The organism is Phenylobacterium sp. GW821-FHT12F10, from assembly GCF_058806695.1.
Genome location: NZ_JBXAPY010000002.1, coordinates 601,959 through 617,832 on the forward strand (window position 1 = coordinate 601,959; position 15,874 = coordinate 617,832).

At 71.6% G+C, this 15,874-nt stretch carries 15 protein-coding genes; 9 read left to right on the forward strand and 6 right to left on the reverse strand.

Features of this window, described 5'->3' with window-relative positions; genetic code table 11:
* Positions 1-22 precede the first annotated feature (22 nt).
* Together AC1RN5_RS15345 and AC1RN5_RS15350 are read left to right on the forward strand one after the other, a co-directional pair.
* Entirely contained in the window at positions 23-694 is a 672-nt protein-coding gene (locus tag AC1RN5_RS15345) for a response regulator transcription factor (protein ID WP_421934982.1), read from the forward strand.
* A gap of 229 nt (positions 695-923) precedes the next feature.
* Positions 924-2,327 (forward strand): sensor histidine kinase, encoded by a 1,404-nt coding sequence (locus AC1RN5_RS15350; protein WP_493042146.1) that lies wholly within the window; start codon positions 924-926, stop codon positions 2,325-2,327.
* A 184-nt stretch (positions 2,328-2,511) separates the two neighbouring features.
* Here AC1RN5_RS15350 and AC1RN5_RS15355 read toward each other — a convergent pair whose 3' ends face one another.
* The 4 genes from AC1RN5_RS15355 to AC1RN5_RS15370 all read right to left on the reverse strand — a co-directional run bounded on the left by AC1RN5_RS15355 (position 2,512) and on the right by AC1RN5_RS15370 (position 5,236).
* Positions 2,512-3,363 (reverse strand): hypothetical protein, encoded by an 852-nt coding sequence (locus AC1RN5_RS15355; RefSeq protein ID WP_493042022.1) that lies wholly within the window; start codon positions 3,361-3,363, stop codon positions 2,512-2,514.
* Positions 3,364-3,559: 196 nt separating this feature from the next.
* Positions 3,560-3,814: a hypothetical protein gene (locus AC1RN5_RS15360; protein ID WP_493042023.1), complete on the reverse strand. Its 255-nt coding sequence runs from the start codon at positions 3,812-3,814 to the stop codon at positions 3,560-3,562.
* 4 nt (positions 3,815-3,818) lie between these two features.
* Entirely contained in the window at positions 3,819-4,148 is a 330-nt protein-coding gene (locus AC1RN5_RS15365; RefSeq protein ID WP_493042024.1) for an ArsR/SmtB family transcription factor, read from the reverse strand.
* 107 nt (positions 4,149-4,255) lie between these two features.
* The gene (locus tag AC1RN5_RS15370; protein WP_493042025.1) at positions 4,256-5,236 is read right to left on the reverse strand and encodes a lysylphosphatidylglycerol synthase transmembrane domain-containing protein; all 981 of its coding nucleotides are present in this window, start codon (positions 5,234-5,236) and stop codon (positions 4,256-4,258) included.
* Positions 5,237-5,482: 246 nt separating this feature from the next.
* Between AC1RN5_RS15370 and AC1RN5_RS15375 the strand changes: the two genes are divergently transcribed.
* The 7 genes from AC1RN5_RS15375 to AC1RN5_RS15405 all read left to right on the forward strand — a co-directional run bounded on the left by AC1RN5_RS15375 (position 5,483) and on the right by AC1RN5_RS15405 (position 12,565).
* Positions 5,483-6,787 (forward strand): nucleotide disphospho-sugar-binding domain-containing protein, encoded by a 1,305-nt coding sequence (locus tag AC1RN5_RS15375; protein WP_493042026.1) that lies wholly within the window; start codon positions 5,483-5,485, stop codon positions 6,785-6,787.
* The gene (locus AC1RN5_RS15380; RefSeq protein ID WP_493042027.1) at positions 6,780-7,538 is read left to right on the forward strand and encodes a polysaccharide deacetylase family protein; all 759 of its coding nucleotides are present in this window, start codon (positions 6,780-6,782) and stop codon (positions 7,536-7,538) included. Before AC1RN5_RS15375 ends, AC1RN5_RS15380 begins: the two co-directional genes overlap by 8 nt.
* A gap of 137 nt (positions 7,539-7,675) precedes the next feature.
* Positions 7,676-10,573: a bifunctional [glutamine synthetase] adenylyltransferase/[glutamine synthetase]-adenylyl-L-tyrosine phosphorylase gene (locus AC1RN5_RS15385; RefSeq protein WP_493042028.1), complete on the forward strand. Its 2,898-nt coding sequence runs from the start codon at positions 7,676-7,678 to the stop codon at positions 10,571-10,573.
* A gap of 74 nt (positions 10,574-10,647) precedes the next feature.
* Entirely contained in the window at positions 10,648-11,067 is a 420-nt protein-coding gene (locus AC1RN5_RS15390; protein WP_493042029.1) for an EF-hand domain-containing protein, read from the forward strand.
* A gap of 32 nt (positions 11,068-11,099) precedes the next feature.
* Positions 11,100-11,645 carry an RNA polymerase sigma factor gene (locus AC1RN5_RS15395; protein ID WP_493042030.1) on the forward strand — a complete coding sequence of 182 codons (546 nt, stop codon included), beginning with the start codon at positions 11,100-11,102 and terminating at the stop codon, positions 11,643-11,645.
* Positions 11,646-11,655: 10 nt separating this feature from the next.
* Positions 11,656-12,078: a hypothetical protein gene (locus AC1RN5_RS15400; protein WP_493042031.1), complete on the forward strand. Its 423-nt coding sequence runs from the start codon at positions 11,656-11,658 to the stop codon at positions 12,076-12,078.
* A 1-nt stretch (position 12,079) separates the two neighbouring features.
* Positions 12,080-12,565, forward strand: a complete 486-nt coding sequence (locus AC1RN5_RS15405; protein ID WP_493042032.1) for a periplasmic heavy metal sensor — start codon at positions 12,080-12,082, stop codon at positions 12,563-12,565.
* Here AC1RN5_RS15405 and AC1RN5_RS15410 read toward each other — a convergent pair.
* Both AC1RN5_RS15410 and AC1RN5_RS15415 read right to left on the reverse strand, forming a co-directional pair.
* Positions 12,562-15,093, reverse strand: coding sequence for a PAS domain-containing sensor histidine kinase (locus tag AC1RN5_RS15410; RefSeq protein WP_493042033.1), 2,532 nt, complete (start codon positions 15,091-15,093; stop codon positions 12,562-12,564). The genes AC1RN5_RS15405 and AC1RN5_RS15410 overlap by 4 nt on opposite strands.
* A 106-nt stretch (positions 15,094-15,199) precedes the next feature.
* Positions 15,200-15,718: a response regulator gene (locus tag AC1RN5_RS15415; RefSeq protein WP_421934996.1), complete on the reverse strand. Its 519-nt coding sequence runs from the start codon at positions 15,716-15,718 to the stop codon at positions 15,200-15,202.
* Positions 15,719-15,874 lie beyond the last annotated feature (156 nt).

Here is a 15,874-nt window from a genome sequence, read left to right on the forward strand (position 1 = left end):
GAAACTGATTTGGGGGTACGGCATGCGCATTCTGATCGTTGAGGACGACCTCGAGGCGGCCGAGGCCATGGACCGCGGCCTCACCGAGGGCGGCCACGCCTGCGTCCGCGCCGCCGACGGGGAGGAGGGCCTCAAGGCCGCCCGCGAGGGCGAGTTCGACGTGATGATCGTCGACCGCATGATGCCCAAGATGGACGGGGTCACCCTGGTGGAGACCATCCGGCGCGAGGGCGACCAGACCCCGGTGCTGTTCCTCTCGGCGCTGGGCGAGATCAACGACCGCGTCGCCGGCCTCCAGGCCGGCGGCGACGACTACCTGGTCAAACCCTACGCCTTCGCCGAGCTCAGCGCCCGGGTCCAGGCCCTGTCGCGCCGCCGCGAGACCGGCTCGGTCCAGACCCTGCTGCGGGTCGGCGAGCTGGAGATGGACCTGATCGGCCGCTCCGTGCACCGCCAGGGCAAGGAGATCGACCTCCAGCCCCGCGAGTTCCAGCTGCTGGAATTCCTGATGCGCCACGCCGGCCAGTCGGTGACCCGGACCATGCTGCTGGAGAAGGTCTGGGAATACCACTTCGACCCCCAGACCAACGTCATCGACGTCCACGTCTCGCGCCTGCGTTCCAAGATCGACAAGGGCTTCGACCGCGCCATGCTGCAGACCGTCCGCGGGGCGGGCTACCGCCTGGAGCCGTAGGGCTCCCTCGGTTGGACGTCGTGGCCACGCCCATCCCACCTTCAAGATCGTCATCCTCGGGCCTGTCCCGAGGATCCATGGACTCCGTGGTCGGGAAGGCCCTCGGCGGCGACGTCCGCGCCCCCTGCGGCCAGGCGGAGATTATGGATCCTCGGGACAGGCCCGAGGATGACGGTCAAGGAATGGGGCAGGCGCCGCGCCCCCAGAGGCCCGCCTGATGTCCCCCGGGCTGCGCCTTCCGCGGATGTTCCGCACGACGCCCTTCCGGCTGACCCTGCTGTTCCTGGCCCTGTTCGGGGCCGCGGCCAGCGCCTTCCTGGCCTATATCTATGTCGCCACCGCCGGGGAGGCGACGCGGCGCACCGACCAGGACATCACCCGCGAGATGAACTCCCTCGTCGCCGCCTATGACCGGGCCGGCGTCGACGCGGTCAACCAGTCCCTGATCGAGCGCGCCGCCAGCGAGCGGCCCTTCCTCTACCTGCTGATGAAGCCCGACGGCACGCGCATCTCCGGCTCCATCGCCGAGTCGCCCCTGGAGGACATCAACGCCGTCCCGGCCCGCGCCAGCTTCTCGGTCACCGACTTCGACGCCCAGGGCCGCCCGATCAAGCACCCGGCCCGCGGCTTCCAGGAGCACCTGAGGGGTGGGGAGATCCTCTTCGTCGGCGCCGACATCAGCGAAGACCAGGCCTATGTGGGCAAGATCGTCAACGCCCTGCGCGGCGCGGGCACCCTGGTGGTGGTCCTGGGCCTGCTGGGGGGCGTCCTGGTCAGCCGCAATGTCAGCCGCAGCATGGCCGGCCTCACCGACGTGGTCACCGCCGTGCGCAACGGGGATCTTGCCGCCCGCGCCCCGGTGCGCGGCACCCGCGACGAGTTCGACGAACTGGCCGCCGGCCTCAACGAGATGCTCGACCGGCTGGAGCGCTCCATGGCCGGCCACCGCCACGCCGGCGACGCCATCGCCCACGACCTGCGCTCGCCGCTTACCCGCCTGCGCGCCCGGCTGGAGGTGGCCTATCTCGACGTCGAGGCCGGCAAGGGCGATCCGGAACAGGCGCTGGCCCAGGCCCTGGAGGACACCGACGGGGTGCTGAAGACCTTCGGCGCGGTCCTGGCCATCGCCCGCCTGCAGGCCGCCGGCCAGGCCCCCGACCAGATCCTCTTCGACCCGGCCCAGCTCGCCGCCGACATCGCCGAGCTCTACGAACCCCTGTGCGAGGACAAGGGCCTCGACTTCCAGGCCGAGATGGCCGACGGCCTCCAGGCCCGCGGCAATCAGGAGTTCCTGGCCCAGGCTCTGGCCAACCTGCTCGACAACGCCGTGAAATACACCCCGGCCGGCGGCGCCATCATGCTGCGCGTGCGCCGCCGCTCCTCCGGCGAGATCGAGTTCTCCGTCACCGACACCGGGCCCGGCGTGCCGGAGGAGGACCGCCCCCGGGTGATCGAGCGCTTCGTGCGCCTGGAAAACAGCCGCAGCGAACCCGGCGCCGGCCTCGGCCTCTCCCTCGTCGGCGCCGTCGCCGAAGCCCACGGCGGCCGCCTCGAACTGGCCGAAGGCCCCGGCAAGGTCGGCGAGATCGGCCCGGGCCTGCGCGTGGCGCTCATCCTGCCGCGGGCGGGGTAGGGCCTGCGCTATCGCACCCCCCCCGCTCATCCCGGCGAAGGCCGGGACCCAGATTCATCCTGAGCGGTCTGAAGTGGTCCTAAGCCAAGCGCTGAAACAGGCCATCGCCCGCAAGCTCGCCTGAGGCGGGAGCCAACTCAACTATGCCTTGTCCCCATTTTCCGAGTCGCTCGGTCGCCGCGCACTAGCAGATGGAGTCCCGATAGATGTCTATTGCGAGCAGGTCCCCATCCGTCGCTGCGGTCTTTCCGAACACTTGATTGACCGTCAGGTCGTACGTCAGCGCCTCCCATTTCCCGCATGAGTGAACGACTGATCCCACGTCGATCTGGGCTGAGTCCCTGTAAATCTGGCTGGTTCGAGGGGAGGCGTAGATGTCGTCGGTCCCTCGGGAGAGGTTCCGAACGTGCCGCACATCATGCGCCGTGGTGTCGCGCAGCAGGGCGACGCCATCGCAGGGGATCTGCGTGTCGGGCTGACGCCGGTCCAAGCACGTCACCTTGAAGCTGACCCGACCGGTCTGCGCCTCCCGGCTCGCCCGGGTCAATACGTTGACGACGCGACTGATCGAGATGCCATCCTCTCCCGATATCACGTGTTCAAAATCCCGATACTTGGCGCACGCCTGATCGTCGTCGGCCCCTGTTGCGCGAGCTGAGCCGGGCTCGGCCCAGACGCCATAGACGTCCTCGACAATGAGCTTCTCAAAGGGGTAGTCCCTTCGCGTGAAGGGCAGCCCCGCGGCGATCGCATGCCCAAAAGCGTAGCGCCGAATCCGACACAGCCCATCCCCGTAGGCGAGCGGGATGTCATAGAAGACTTGGCTCCCGTCGAGGGTGCGGCTCGGAGGCGTATCGGCGACAAAATCCCGTCCGATGCGACCCATCAGATCACGGGCGACAAGTTCCCGGTTCGCCTTTTCCAAGACCTCCGGGGTTGCGGGCTCAATGCGAGGGATCAGCAGGGCCGGGAGCACGACGACCACGCCAAGGGCCGCGCCGAGAATTAGCGCGAGCATCCATCTCCAGGTCGCCATCGGCGGATGCCTCCACTGCTTATACCATCCAAGGTGACAAATGCGACTTAAAGGCGAGTGAAGGAGATGTCGTAGAAAACGGACCGTTACAGTTAAATTTGATCGCCAGCACGGTAGATGCGGCCAGGGGGCGCAAATGCTGCCGCTTTGGCGCTGCCCCGGAGGGTTGCGGTAACGGGCTTTTGCGCCTGCCCCCCTAGACCTCCTTCAGCACCTTCTCCACCGCCATCAGCCGGCTGCGGACGTCGGCCAGCGTCGTCTCCAGGCCGGCCAGCGCCGTGGCCGTCTGGGCCTGGGCCTTGACCGCCGTCTCCGACAGCTGGCGATAGGCCTCGTCGCTGGCGAGCTTCGCCTTGGCCTGGGTGATGGCCGCGTAATAGCGCATGGCGAAGACGGCCAGGATCGTCGCCAGGACGAGGCCGATGCTCAGGAAATAAACGGGTTCGGACATGGGATCAGGTCTCGGTCTTGGGGGTCAGGGACGCCGCCGCCTGGGCGATGGCGGCCGGGGTGAGGTCGAGGGCGAAGTCGGCGGCCTCGAAATAGTTGAGCGCCTTGCCGTCGGCGGAGAGCTCCATCTGGCTGGTCACCAGGCCGGCCTCCTCGAGCTTCTGCAGGTGCAGGTGCAGCAGGGGCCGGCTGATGCCGATCTCGCGGGCGAGCTGGCTGATGTAGCGGCGCCCCCCCGTGGTCAGGGCCGCGATGATCCGCAGGCGGTGCGGATTGGCGAGCGCCGCCAGCATGGCCAGCAGCTGGTCTCCCGTCGGCGGTGGGCGCGTCTTCATGCGTCAGAAATATCTGACACATGATAGGGTGTCCAGCGGAAATGCGCGGCGGCTGGAGGGCGGCTCAGAGGGGGAGCATCTGACCCAACGGCGCCAGACCCCCGACCTCAGCCGGCAGGCGCGGGCGCCGGCCGGCGCAGGGCCTGGTGGACCCCCACGGCGACGGCGGCGATCAGCAGGGGCGCGGCGGCGTGGACCAGCCGGTAGAGCAGCAGGCCGGCGGCCATCTGCTGCGGGGTGGCGAACCGCCCGCCCAGGGTCAGGACCACGGCGTCCAGCACCCCGAGCCCGCCGGGGAGGCCGGCGGTCAGGCCGGCCAGGGCGCCGAGCACGAAGATGGCGATGAAGGGCACGAAGTGGGCGAGGCTGGGGTCCGGCAGCAGCAGGAAGAGGACCAGTCCCGAGAAGACCCAGTCCAGGACGCCCGCCCCCAGGGCCAGCAGGCTCGAAGGCCAGGGCGGCCGGCTCAGCCGCACCGCGCGCCAGCCCGGCGCCAGGTCCTGCCAGGGGACGAACCAGAAGGCGATGGGGGTCAGCAGCAGCAGGCCGAGGCCTCGGTGGAGCAGCGCCAGTCCCGGCGACAGCAGCAGGGCCAGGCCGGCGGCCACGCCCCCCGCGCACAGGGCCGCGATCCCGGCCAGCAGGATCACCATCCCGGTCTCGGCCGTGCTCAGCCCCCAGGCGCGATAGAAGCGCAGCCGCGCCGCGCCCCCCGTGGCGGCGCTGAACCCCAGGCCATTGGCCAGGGCGCAGGCGACGAAGGTCGCCAGGAAGATCCGCCAGGCCGCCAGCCGCTTGCCCACCGTGGAGAGCGCCCACCAGTCCGACCCCGTCGCCGAGGCGTAGCTCAGGGCCGAGGCGCAGGCCGCCGCCACCAGGGCCCAGGGCGGGACCGCCCCCAGGGCCTGGCCGATCTCGGCCGCCGTCACGCCGCGGAACTCCCGGTGCAGGACCCAGGCGGCGGCGGCCAGCATGGCGACGGCGAACAGGGGCTGGAAGGCGCGGGCGCCCAGGCGCCGCAGCCTGGCCGTGCGGCCGCCCGGCGAAGGCGGCGGGCTCGGCTCGGGGGCGTCTTCGGGCAGGGCCAAGCGCTCATCCTTCTGGCCGGCCGCGGGGCCCGGCGGGATTGAAGTCGTCGCCAAGGCCAAGCTTCCGGTCAAGGGCGGAGCGCGACAGCCCGAAATGGAAACCGCTTCTGGCGTGCGCAGCGCCACTAGGGGTTGCCAGTCCGCCTCCGAGTCGCAAATGATTTCGGTCAATGTCCCTGGCTCGTGGGCATGGCTTGTGATCTGCGGGACGCGTTTCTCCCGCTGTCGCCCTCGGGGGAGGCGTGCATGAAGATCGTATTGGGCGCCGCCGGCACCGCGGGCGACCTGAATCCCTTCATCGCCCTGGCCCTGGAGCTCAGACGCCGGGGGCACGTCCCGGTGATCGCCACCCAGGACGACTTCCGCCAGAGCATCGAGGACGAGGGGCTGGGCTTCCATCCGGTGCGGCCCAGCGTCGCCGAGGTCATGGCCGAGCTGGGTCTGGACGCCCCCGATATCGTCCGCAAGGCGTCGCGGGGCAGCAGCGGGCTGGAGTTCGCCGTGCGCAGCATCGCCATGCGCTTCCTGCGGCGCGCCTATGGCGACATGCGCCGCGCCACCGCCGACGCCGACCTGGTGATCACCCACACCTCGGCCTTCGCCGCCCGGCTCGCGGCCGAGACCCGGGGCCTGCCGTGGATCTCGACGGCCCTGTCGCCCTTCACCTTCATGTCGGCCCATGAGCCGCCGGTGCTCAGCGGCCTGGCCATCGCGCGGCGGCTGAGGGACCTCACCCAGGGCCGGTCGGACGCCGTCATCGTCAAGCTCGCCCGCGGCCTGACCGGGGCCTGGACGCGGGAGTTCCAGCGGCTGCGCCGGGAGCTGGGCCTGCCGCCCTGTCCCAACCCGCTGTTCGACGGCCAGTTCTCGCCCTACGGAACCCTGGGGCTGTTCTCACCGCGCTTCGGGGCGATGCAGCCCGACTTCCCCCAGCCCTGCGCCCTGACCGGGTTCTGCTTCTACGACCATCGGCACGGGGCTCCGGCCACCCTGTCGGAGGACATGGCCGCCTTCCTGCGGGCCGGGGAGGCCCCGATCGTCTTCACCCTGGGCTCCACCCTGGTGATGAAGCCGGGACATTTCTACGAGGTCGGGCTCGCCGCCGCCCACCAGCTCGGCCGGCGCGCCATCCTGCTCACCGGCCCCGACAGCGACCTGCTGGCGCGGCCGCCGACGCCGAACGTCCTGGTGGCCGACTACGCCCCGCACTCCGAGCTGTTTCCCCACGCCCTGGCCATCGTCCACCACGGCGGGGTGGGGACCACGGCCCAGGCCCTGCGCGCCGGAAAGCCCCAGCTCATCGTCCCCTTCTCCGCCGACCAGCCCGACAATGGCGAGCGGGTCGCGCGGCTCGGCCTCGGCCGCGCCGTCGCGCACCGCCGGCTTGGCGTCCAGACGATGCGCCGCGAGCTGACGGCGCTGCTGGCCGGCGACGCCGCCGCCGCCGCCGGCCGCTTCGCCGCGGCGATCGCCGGGGAGGACGGGCCCGCCGCCGCCGCCGACGTCATCGAGACCGCCCTGGCCGGCGACGCCCTCCGCCGCCATGCCTGAACAGGCCTGGCGAAGCCTGGCGCGGGAACTGGACCGGTGGGAGGCCCTGGGGCGCGCCTGCCGTCTCTGGTGGCGCGACGACGACGCCACCGAGGTGACGCCCCAACTGCGACGCCTCGTCGACCTGAGCCGAGCGGCCGCGGCGCCCCTGCTGCTCTCGGTCGTCCCGTCGCCCACCGCCGCCGGGATATTTCCCCTGATCGCCGGGGCGCCGATCGGCGTGGCCCAGCACGGGGTCGATCACCACAACCGCCTGCGGCTGCCGCGGCACGCCCAGTTCCGGGCTCGGGAGCCGGCCGTCTGGGTGGCGGGCGAGCTGCTGCGCGCCGCCGCCGACCTGCGGGGCCGTCCGCGGGTCCTGCCCATCTATGTCGCCCCCTGGAACCGGCTCTCCGCCAACCTGCTGGAGGCCTTGCCCGTCGCCGGCTTCGAGGCGGTCTCGGCCTTCGGCGGGCCCCTGCGCGCCTATCGGGGCCTGGTGCGGATCGACACCCATGTCGATCTGTTCCGCTGGGCGCCGGTCCCGGCCTTTCGCGGCGTGGTCCTCTGCGTCCTTAGCCTGAGGCTGGCCCTGCGCCGCCGCCGCCTGGCCCGGACCTGGTCCGAGCCGGTGGGCCTCCTCACCCATCACCTGCGCCTGGACGCCGAGGCCTGGCGCTTCCTGGAGACCCTGCTCCCGCGCCTTTCGGCCGCGCCGGCCGTGAGCTGGCTGCGGCCGGAGGAGCTGCCGGGGCTGTCGCCGCCCACCTGACGGGACCCTGACGGTCACTTGTCGGCCTTCGCAGGCCGGCCGTGACGGCCGCAATCCCTTGCCCCTCAAGACCTCGCGGCGCACCGTCGGCTGGTAAACGGCCTTGTCTTCCATCCACGGCGACCGACAATGTGCCGATGACTCGACTGATCGACGGCCTGAAGCCCTGCGGACCCGTCGCCGACGCCAAGGCCGCCGAGCGCGCCCGCACCGTCTTCGCCGCCGCCGCGCAGGAGGCCGGCTGGGGCGACCTGCTGGAGGCTGCCTGGCCCGCCCTGGCCCCGGTCTTCGGCGCCTCCCCCTACCTCACCAGCCTGGCCCGCCGCGACCTGGCCCGCCTGAAGGTCCTGCTGGAGGCCGAACCCCAGGCCCGCTTCGAGGACCTGCTGGTCCGCACCGCGGCCCTCTCCGACGCCCCCTGGGACGCCGCCAAGGTGGGCCTGCGCACCCTCAAGGCCGAGGCCCACCTGCTGATCGCCCTGGCCGACCTGGGGGGCGTCTGGGACCTGGACGCCGTCACCGGGGCGCTCGCCCGCTTCGCCGACGCCGCCCTGACCGCGGCCCTCACCGTGGCCGCCCGCTCCGAGGTCGAGGCCGGCCGCCAGAGCGCCCTGGGGACCGGTCCCGCCGGCCCGGTTCCCGGCTATTTCTGCATCGCCATGGGCAAGCACGGCGCCTACGAACTCAACTATTCCAGCGACATAGACATCTCGGTCTTCTACGAGCCCGAGCTCCTGCCGCTGGCCGACGGCCACGAGACCCAGGGCTTCGCCGTCCGCCTGACCAACAAGCTTTCGGAGCTGATGCAGGACAAGACCGGCGACGGCTACGTCTTCCGCGTCGACCTGCGCCTGCGCCCCGACCCCTCCTCGACGCCCCTGGCCGTGCCGGTCGCCGCGGCCATGGACTACTACGAGAGCGTCGGCCAGAACTGGGAGCGGGCGGCCTTCATCAAGGCCCGCGCCTGCGCCGGCGACATCCCCCGCGGCGAGGCCTTCCTCGCCGAGCTGACCCCCTTCGTCTGGCGCAAGAACCTCGACTTCGCCGCCATCGCCGACATCCACTCCATCAAGCGCCAGATCCACGTCCACAAGGTCGACGACCGCCTGACCGCCAAGGGGATGGACCTCAAGCTGGGGCGCGGCGGGATCCGGGAGATCGAGTTCTACGTCCAGACCCAGCAGCTGATCCTGGGGGGCCGCCACCCCGACCTGCGCTCGCGGCGCACCCTCGACGCCCTGCGCGCCCTCCATGAGGCCGGCCACGTCGGGGCCAAGGCCTGCGAGGAGATGACCGAGGGCTACCACACGCTCCGCGCCGTGGAGCACCGCATCCAGATGCTGGCCGACGAGCAGACCCACAAGCTCCCGGAGTCCGATGCCGACCGCCAGCGGGTCGGAGCCCTGACCGGCTACGCCAAGCTGCGGGCCTTCGACACCGCCATCGAGAAGACCCTCAAGACCGTCAACCGCCGCTACGGCGAGCTTTTCCCCGACGAGGAGCAGCTCTCGTCCCGCTTCGGCAGCCTGATCTTCACCGGCGTGGACGACGATCCGGAGACCCTGGCGACCCTGTCGCGCATGGGCTTTTCCCAGCCGGCGCGGGTCTCCCAGACCATTCGCAGCTGGCACCACGGCCACATCTCGGCCACCCGCACCGAGCGGGGCCGCGAGCTCTTCACCCGCCTGGCCCCGCGCCTGCTGGAGGCGGCCAACGCCACCGGCGCGCCGGACATGGCCTTCAACCGGTTCAGCGACTTCTTCGGCAAGCTGTCCTCCGGCGTCCAGCTCCAGTCCCTGTTCCTGGCCCAGCCACAACTCTTCGAGCTGATCGTCCAGGTGATGGCCTACGCCCCGCGCCTGGCCACCACCCTGGCCCGCCGGCCCGCCGCCCTGGACGCCATGCTGGACGGGGACTTCTTCTCCGACATCGCCATCGAGGAGGACCGCCGGGTGATGGCCGCCGCCGTGGCCCAGTCCCAGGGCTTCGAGGGCGCCATGGACGCCGTGCGCCGGGTGCATCGGGAGCAGGCCTTCCGCATCGGGGTCCAGGTGATGAGCGGCTCGGCCAGCGCCGAGATCGCCGGCCACGCCTTCGCCGACCTGGCCGACCTCTGCATCGACACCCTTGCCCCGGTGTCCCTCGCCGAGGCCGAGCGCCTGGGCGGGGCCTTCCCCGGCCAGGTGGCGGTGGTGGCCCTGGGCAAGTGCGGCTCCCGCGAGATGAGCGCGGGCTCCGACCTGGACCTGATGACCCTTTACCGCGCCGACGCCGAGGGCGCCGCCTCGGCGGTCAAGGAGTGGAGCGCCGACGTCTTCTACGGCCGCTTCACCCAGCGCCTGATCGCCGCCCTGTCGACCCCCACGGGGGAGGGGGAGCTCTACGAGGTGGACATGCAACTGCGCCCGTCGGGCACCAAGGGGCCGGTGGCCGTCAGCTTCGCCGCCTTCCAGGACTATTACGACCGCGAGGCCGAGACCTGGGAGCTGTTGGCCTTGACCCGCGCCCGGGTGGTGTGGGCCAGTTCGCCCGCCTTCGCCGCGGCCGCCGCGGCCGCCATCGAGGCCGCCCTGCGCCGGCCCCGCGACGCGAAGAAGACGTCCGCCGACGTCCGCGAGATGCGCCAGCTCCTGGAGCAGGAACGGCCGCCCAAGGGCCCCTGGGACCTCAAGCTTTCCCCCGGCGGCCTGGTGGACATCGAGTTCGCCGCCCAGTTCCTGCAACTGGTTCACGCCGGTTTCGGCGGGCCCCTGTCCCCCAATACGGCCGAGGCGCTGGAAGCCTGTCTGGCGGCCGAGCTGGCGCCGAAGGGGGCGCTGGCCGATCTCCAGGCCGCCTGGCGCCTGCAGCAGAACCTGACCCAGCTCCTGAAGGTGGCCCTGGCCGATGGGGAGGATCCCAGCGAGGAACCGAAGGCCTTCAAGGCCCTGCTGGCGCGGGCCGGCGGCGCGCGGGACTTCCGCGCCCTGAAGACCCGCCTCGACAAGGCGCGGATCGCCGCGCGGCGCGCCTACGACATCATTGTGCAAACTTGAGCGACGGAAATGGGCGCGGGGCCCGTGGAACGGTTGACGGTCCGCGCCCCGGTCGATCGTCGAAAGGACCCTCCATGAAGCGCCTTGTCATCAGCGCCGCCTTCCTCGCCATGGCCGGCTCGGCCCACGCCCAAATGGGCCGCGGCCCCAGTCCCGACCTGGACCGCGACGGCAAGGTCACCTTCGCCGAGTTCAAGAGCGCCCAGGCCGACCGGATGATGGCGCGGCTGGACGCCAACAAGGACGGCAAGATCAGCAAGGCCGAGAGCAAGGTCATGGAGGACATGGCCCAGCGCTTCGGGGGCGCCGACGCGGCGGCGCGCATCGCCCAGATGTGGACGCTCGGCGACACCAACCGCGACAGCCAGCTGTCGCGCGCCGAGCTCGAGGTCGGCTCCAAGCGCCGCTTCGACGCGGCCGACAGCAATCATGACGGCTGGCTCAGCAAGGGTGAACTGCTCACGATGCGCCAGAACCGGGGCCGTGACGGATAGGGCGCGCAGGCCGCCGCCGGGCGAGGTGAGGCTTGGACTCCGATCCGGACGAGGCGTTGTTGGCGGCCGTCGCCCAGGGCGATCCGGCGGCGGTGCGGGCGCTCGCGGCCCGCAAGCTGCCGCGCCTGCTGGCCCTGGCCGGCCGGATGCTCGGGGAGGCGGCCGAGGCCGAGGACGTGGCCCAGGAGGCCATGATCCGCGCCTGGCGTCAGGCGCCGAGCTGGAAGCCGGGCGTCGCCCGCTTCGACACCTGGCTGCATCGGGTGACGCTGAACCTCTGCTACGACCGCCTGCGCCGTCGTCGCGAGATCGCCACCGACAATCCCCCGGAACAGACCGACGACGGCCCGGCGCCCGACCGGGGGCTGGAGGCCGCCGATGTGGGCCGCCGGGTGGCCGCGGCCATGGGCGGGTTGCCCGATCGCCAGCGGGAGGCCGTGGCCCTGTGCCACTATCAGGACCTGACCAATATCGACGCCGCCGCGATCATGGGGGTCAGCGTCGAGGCCCTGGAGAGCCTGCTCTCGCGGGGCCGACGGGCCTTGCGCGCGGCGCTTTCGGATATGATGACGCCATGAGAGGACGGCCATGACCCGCGAACGGTTCCTGGAGCTTGCGGACGCCCACGGCGGCGCGGTCGCCCGCTGGCCAGCCGAGGCGCGCGAGGCGGCCGCGGCCCTGATGGCGGCGGAGCCCGACTTCGCGCGCCGGGCCCTGGAAGAGGCCGACCGCCTCGACGCGATCCTCGACGCCTGGGTCCCCTTGAGCGTTTCGCACGGCCTGAGTGAGGCGGTGATCGCCGCCGCGCCGTCGCCCCGGCGCAGGGGCGGCTTGAGGGCCTGGCTTCTGGGCGCCGGGGTCGGGGCGGGCTTGGCGGGCGCCTGCGCCGCGGGCCTGGCCCTAGGGGTGGCGCTGTCGGGAAACCTGGCGGCCGCGACCGACGCCCCTGAGGCGGTCAGCGCGGCGATGAACGCCTATGACGACCTCGCCGACAGCAGTGAAGGCGCTTGAGGTGAGCCCGCGCGCCCTGACCCTGGCCCTGATCGCCTCGGTGGCCCTGAACCTCTTCGTGATCGGAGCGGTGGTGGGCGGCGTGGTGGTGGGGCACCGGTTGCGGGAGGCCGCCCCGGCGTCCGCCCGTCCGCGCCAGCCGCTATGGGCCGCCGCCGACGCCCTCCCGGCCGAGCATCGGCGCGCCTATCGCCAGATGCTGCGAGGCGAGGCCATGGGGGTGGGCGACCAGCTTCGGCAGGCCCGCCGCGCCCGCCGCGAGGCCTGGATCCAACTGGGGGCGGACCCTCTGGACCGCCCCGCCGTGGCGCGGCGGCTGTCGGAGGCCCGAGCCCTGGAGATGACCGCTCGGGGCGGGGTGGAGGACCGGATCGTCGATTTCGCCGCCGACCTGCCGCCCGCGGAACGGGCGGCCTTGACCCAGGGCCTGGCCCGCAGCGGGCCGGCCGGCGGACAGCGGGCCCTGCGCCCGCCGGGACAGCCCTAGGCGACGGCGAGCCCGGCGAGGGCCGCGCCGGTCTGGCGGATCGGCAGGGAGAAGCTGACCATGGTGCCCTCGCCGGGCGCGCTCTGCATGTCCAGCGAACCGCCATGCATCTCCACCAGGGACTTGGTGAGCGCCAGGCCGAGGCCGGTCCCTTGCGTGGTCTTGGAGTGCTGGTTCTCCACCTGCTCGAAGGGCCGGGCCAGACGGGCCAGGTCGTCCTCGGCGATGCCGATGCCGGTGTCCTGCACGCTGATGCGGATGCGCTCGCCCAGGGGATCGTGGCGGCCCTCGGCGCGCACCGTGACCCGGCCGCCGCGCGGGGTGAACTTGATGGCGTTGGAGAGCAGATTCAGCAGGATCTGCTTGACCGCGCGATAGTCGGCCTCGATCTCGGGCAGGTGTTGCGGGAAGTCGATGCTCAGCGTCAGGCCGGTGGCCTCGGCGCGGTTGCGGACCAGGCGGACGGCGTCCTCGGCCACCTCCTCCAGGGCGATGGGCTCGAACTTCAGGCTCATCTTGCCGGCCTCGATCTTCGACATGTCGAGGATGTCGTTGATCAGCGCCAGCAGGTGCTGGCCCGACGACAGGATGTCCTGGGAGTAGCCCTTGTAGCGGGCGTCCCCCAGGGGTCCGAACATCTCCTGGGTCATGATCTCGGAGAAGCCGTTGATGGCGTTCAGCGGGGTGCGCAGCTCGTGGCTCATATTGGCCAGGAACTCGCTCTTGGCCTTGTTGGCCCCCTCGGCGCGGACCTTCTCCATCTCGTACTTGCGGGCCAGTTCGGAGAGCTGCTCCTGGCTGCGTTCCAGGCCCACCACGGCCTTCTGCAGCTGCTCCTCGTTGAGGCGGCGGGCCTCCTCCTGGGTCTTGATGGCGGTGATGTCGGCGGCGCTCATGACCAGGCCGCCCTCGGCGGTGCGGCGCTCGGAGATCTGGATCCAGCGGCCGTCATTGAGCTCGGCCTCGCGCACGCCCTTGCGGCCGTCGGAGCTCTCCATCTCCTGCTTGATGGCCAGCTGGGCGAAGCGGTTGACCTGCTCGCGCGAGGCGCCCGGCTTCAGCAGCCGGGGTTCGAGGGAGAAGAACGCCCGATAGTTCTTGTTGCACATCAGCAGCCGGCCGTTGCGGTCCCAGAGGACGAAGGCTTCCGACACGCTCTCGATGGCGTCGCGCAGGCGGTTCTCGGCGGCCTGGGCCCGGGCCTGGGCCATGCGCTCCTCGGTGACGTCCAGCGCCACCCCGATGATCCGCGAATAGCCGTCGCCGTCCTTGCCGCCGAAGGCCTGGCCGCGGGCGTCGATCCAGGTGGGCCGCCCGCCCTGCATCGAGGGCACGCGGAAGGAGACGTCGAAGCCGCCATAGACGGCGGCGGTGGAGAGCGCCTGGCGCAGCCGGTCGCGGTGGTCGGCGGAGACCCGCTCCAGCACTTGCTGACCCTCGACGATGCCGCCGCCGCCCCAGCCGAAGATGGCGCCGGTGACGTCGGACATGAACATCTTGTCGTTGGCCAGGTCCCACTCCCAGATGCCGCAGCGGGCGGCCTCGACGGCCAGGCGGAAGCGCTGTTCGGAATCGACGAAGGCCTTCTGGGCGTTCTCCACCTTGTTGCTCTGGTTGAGCAGCAGCAGGCCCAGCAGGAAGGCCGCGGCCAGGGGGGTCAGCAGCCAGGCCAGCTGCTCGGTGGAGGTCTGGACCTCCAGGGGCGCCGAGCTGGCCCCGGCCAGGGCGTAGAGGGCGCCGCTGAGCGCCGGCCGCGCGGCCAGGTCGAGGGCCGCGCCGTCCGGACCCTGGGCGCGGCTCAGGCCGCCGTCCAGTTTCAGTTCCTCCGGCGAGATCGCGAAGGCGGCGTTGACCGTGTCGGCGGCGGCGACGCCGTGGGCCGGGCTGGCGGCCAGGACCCGTCCGTCCGGGGTCGCGATCAGCTCGGGCTTGGACTTGGAGAGCCACGCGCCCAGCCGGGCCGGGTCGCCGGCCACCACGACCCAGCGCGGGCCCTTGCTGGTGGAGGCGAGCGCCGCGGCGGCGAGGGCCGGGGTGGTCTGGCTGGTGACGCCCAGCCAGATGTCGCGCTTGGAGGCCTCAGCGCCCTTGGCCAGTTCCAGCCAATCCAGGCCGCCGGCGGGGCCCGACACGGCCACGACCCCCTCGTCGGAGACCACCGCCACGGCCAGGGCCGCGCCGGAGGCGGCGCGCAGGCCACTCTCGGCCGCGGCCATGGGCTCGTCGCCCTCCCGCTGCAGCGCCTCGCGGGCCGCCAGCAGGCCGCCGCGCAGGGTGGCGGCTTCTCCGTCCAGGTGGGCGGCGATGGCCTCGGCCCGGCTGGGCAGGGCGGCGTTGGCGACGGTGGTGATCTGCGGCTCGCGCTGAATCCTGGCGACGGCGAAGGCGGTGTAGACCGCCAGCAGCAGCAGGGTGGCGAGGATGGCGATGCGCGCGAAGGTTTGGGTCGGCAGCGGCCGGACGCCGGGCGCGGCGTCGCGCTCCTGAGGCCGACTGGCCTCGGTGTCCTCACCCCCGCGTCTGGCCAACGCCCGCCGCTCCTTCACGCTGAACCGAGTCACCCAAGGTCAGAGTCTAGGCGAGCCCGTCCCGCGCGTCACGAGAGTCATAGGGTCACAGAGGCCCGGGCGGACTCTATTTCCGGCGGCGGTCCTTGCGGCGCTCCGGCCCCTTGTATTTCGGGTCGTCCACGCGCCGTCGGTCGGGGCCGAAATAGCCGGAGCTGGAGCGCACGAAGGCCCGGGGATGGTCGATCACCGCCATGATTCGCTTCATCAGGTCGGCCGGCGTGAAGGGCTTGACGCAGAACTCGTTCACCCCGGCGTCGCGCGCGGCGTAGACCCGCTGACGGTCGGCGTGGCCGGTCAACATGATGATCGGGATGTAGGGCGCCGGGCTGGCCTCGTGGGTGCGCAGCCAGCGGGCCAGGGTCACCCCTTCCTCCTCACCCATCATGTAGTCGAGGATGATGATGTCGATCACCGCCGCGCCGGGCAGGGTGCTGGCCTTCAGCTTGGCCTTGGCCTCGGCGATGGTCTTGGCTTCCACCACCGCGTCGACGCCGAAGCCGCGCAGCATGGTCTTGACCAGGTCGATCGCGTGGATGTTGTCATCCACCACCATGAAGTTGATGCGGCTCAGCGAAATGGACATGCAGTGGCGACTTCCCTTGAGCCTGTTCGCTTCAGATGGACCCATCCGAGACGGATAAGCAGGCTCGTTCTCATACGTTTAGAGCGTGACGGGCGCCTGAACCTGTATCCATTTCAGGCGGTCACGCTCCAGGCCAAATCCGTGGGCGCCGGTCTG

Coding starts and splice junctions, on each gene's coding strand:
- AC1RN5_RS15345 (WP_421934982.1), top strand. CDS start 23: ATGCGCATTCTGATCGTTGAGGACGACCTCGAGGCGGCCGAGGCCATG.
- AC1RN5_RS15355 (WP_493042022.1), bottom strand. CDS start 3,363: ATGGCGACCTGGAGATGGATGCTCGCGCTAATTCTCGGCGCGGCCCTT.
- AC1RN5_RS15360 (WP_493042023.1), bottom strand. CDS start 3,814: ATGTCCGAACCCGTTTATTTCCTGAGCATCGGCCTCGTCCTGGCGACG.
- AC1RN5_RS15365 (WP_493042024.1), bottom strand. CDS start 4,148: ATGAAGACGCGCCCACCGCCGACGGGAGACCAGCTGCTGGCCATGCTG.
- AC1RN5_RS15375 (WP_493042026.1), top strand. CDS start 5,483: ATGAAGATCGTATTGGGCGCCGCCGGCACCGCGGGCGACCTGAATCCC.
- AC1RN5_RS15380 (WP_493042027.1), top strand. CDS start 6,780: ATGCCTGAACAGGCCTGGCGAAGCCTGGCGCGGGAACTGGACCGGTGG.
- AC1RN5_RS15385 (WP_493042028.1), top strand. CDS start 7,676: ATGACTCGACTGATCGACGGCCTGAAGCCCTGCGGACCCGTCGCCGAC.
- AC1RN5_RS15390 (WP_493042029.1), top strand. CDS start 10,648: ATGAAGCGCCTTGTCATCAGCGCCGCCTTCCTCGCCATGGCCGGCTCG.
- AC1RN5_RS15400 (WP_493042031.1), top strand. CDS start 11,656: ATGACCCGCGAACGGTTCCTGGAGCTTGCGGACGCCCACGGCGGCGCG.
- AC1RN5_RS15415 (WP_421934996.1), bottom strand. CDS start 15,718: ATGTCCATTTCGCTGAGCCGCATCAACTTCATGGTGGTGGATGACAAC.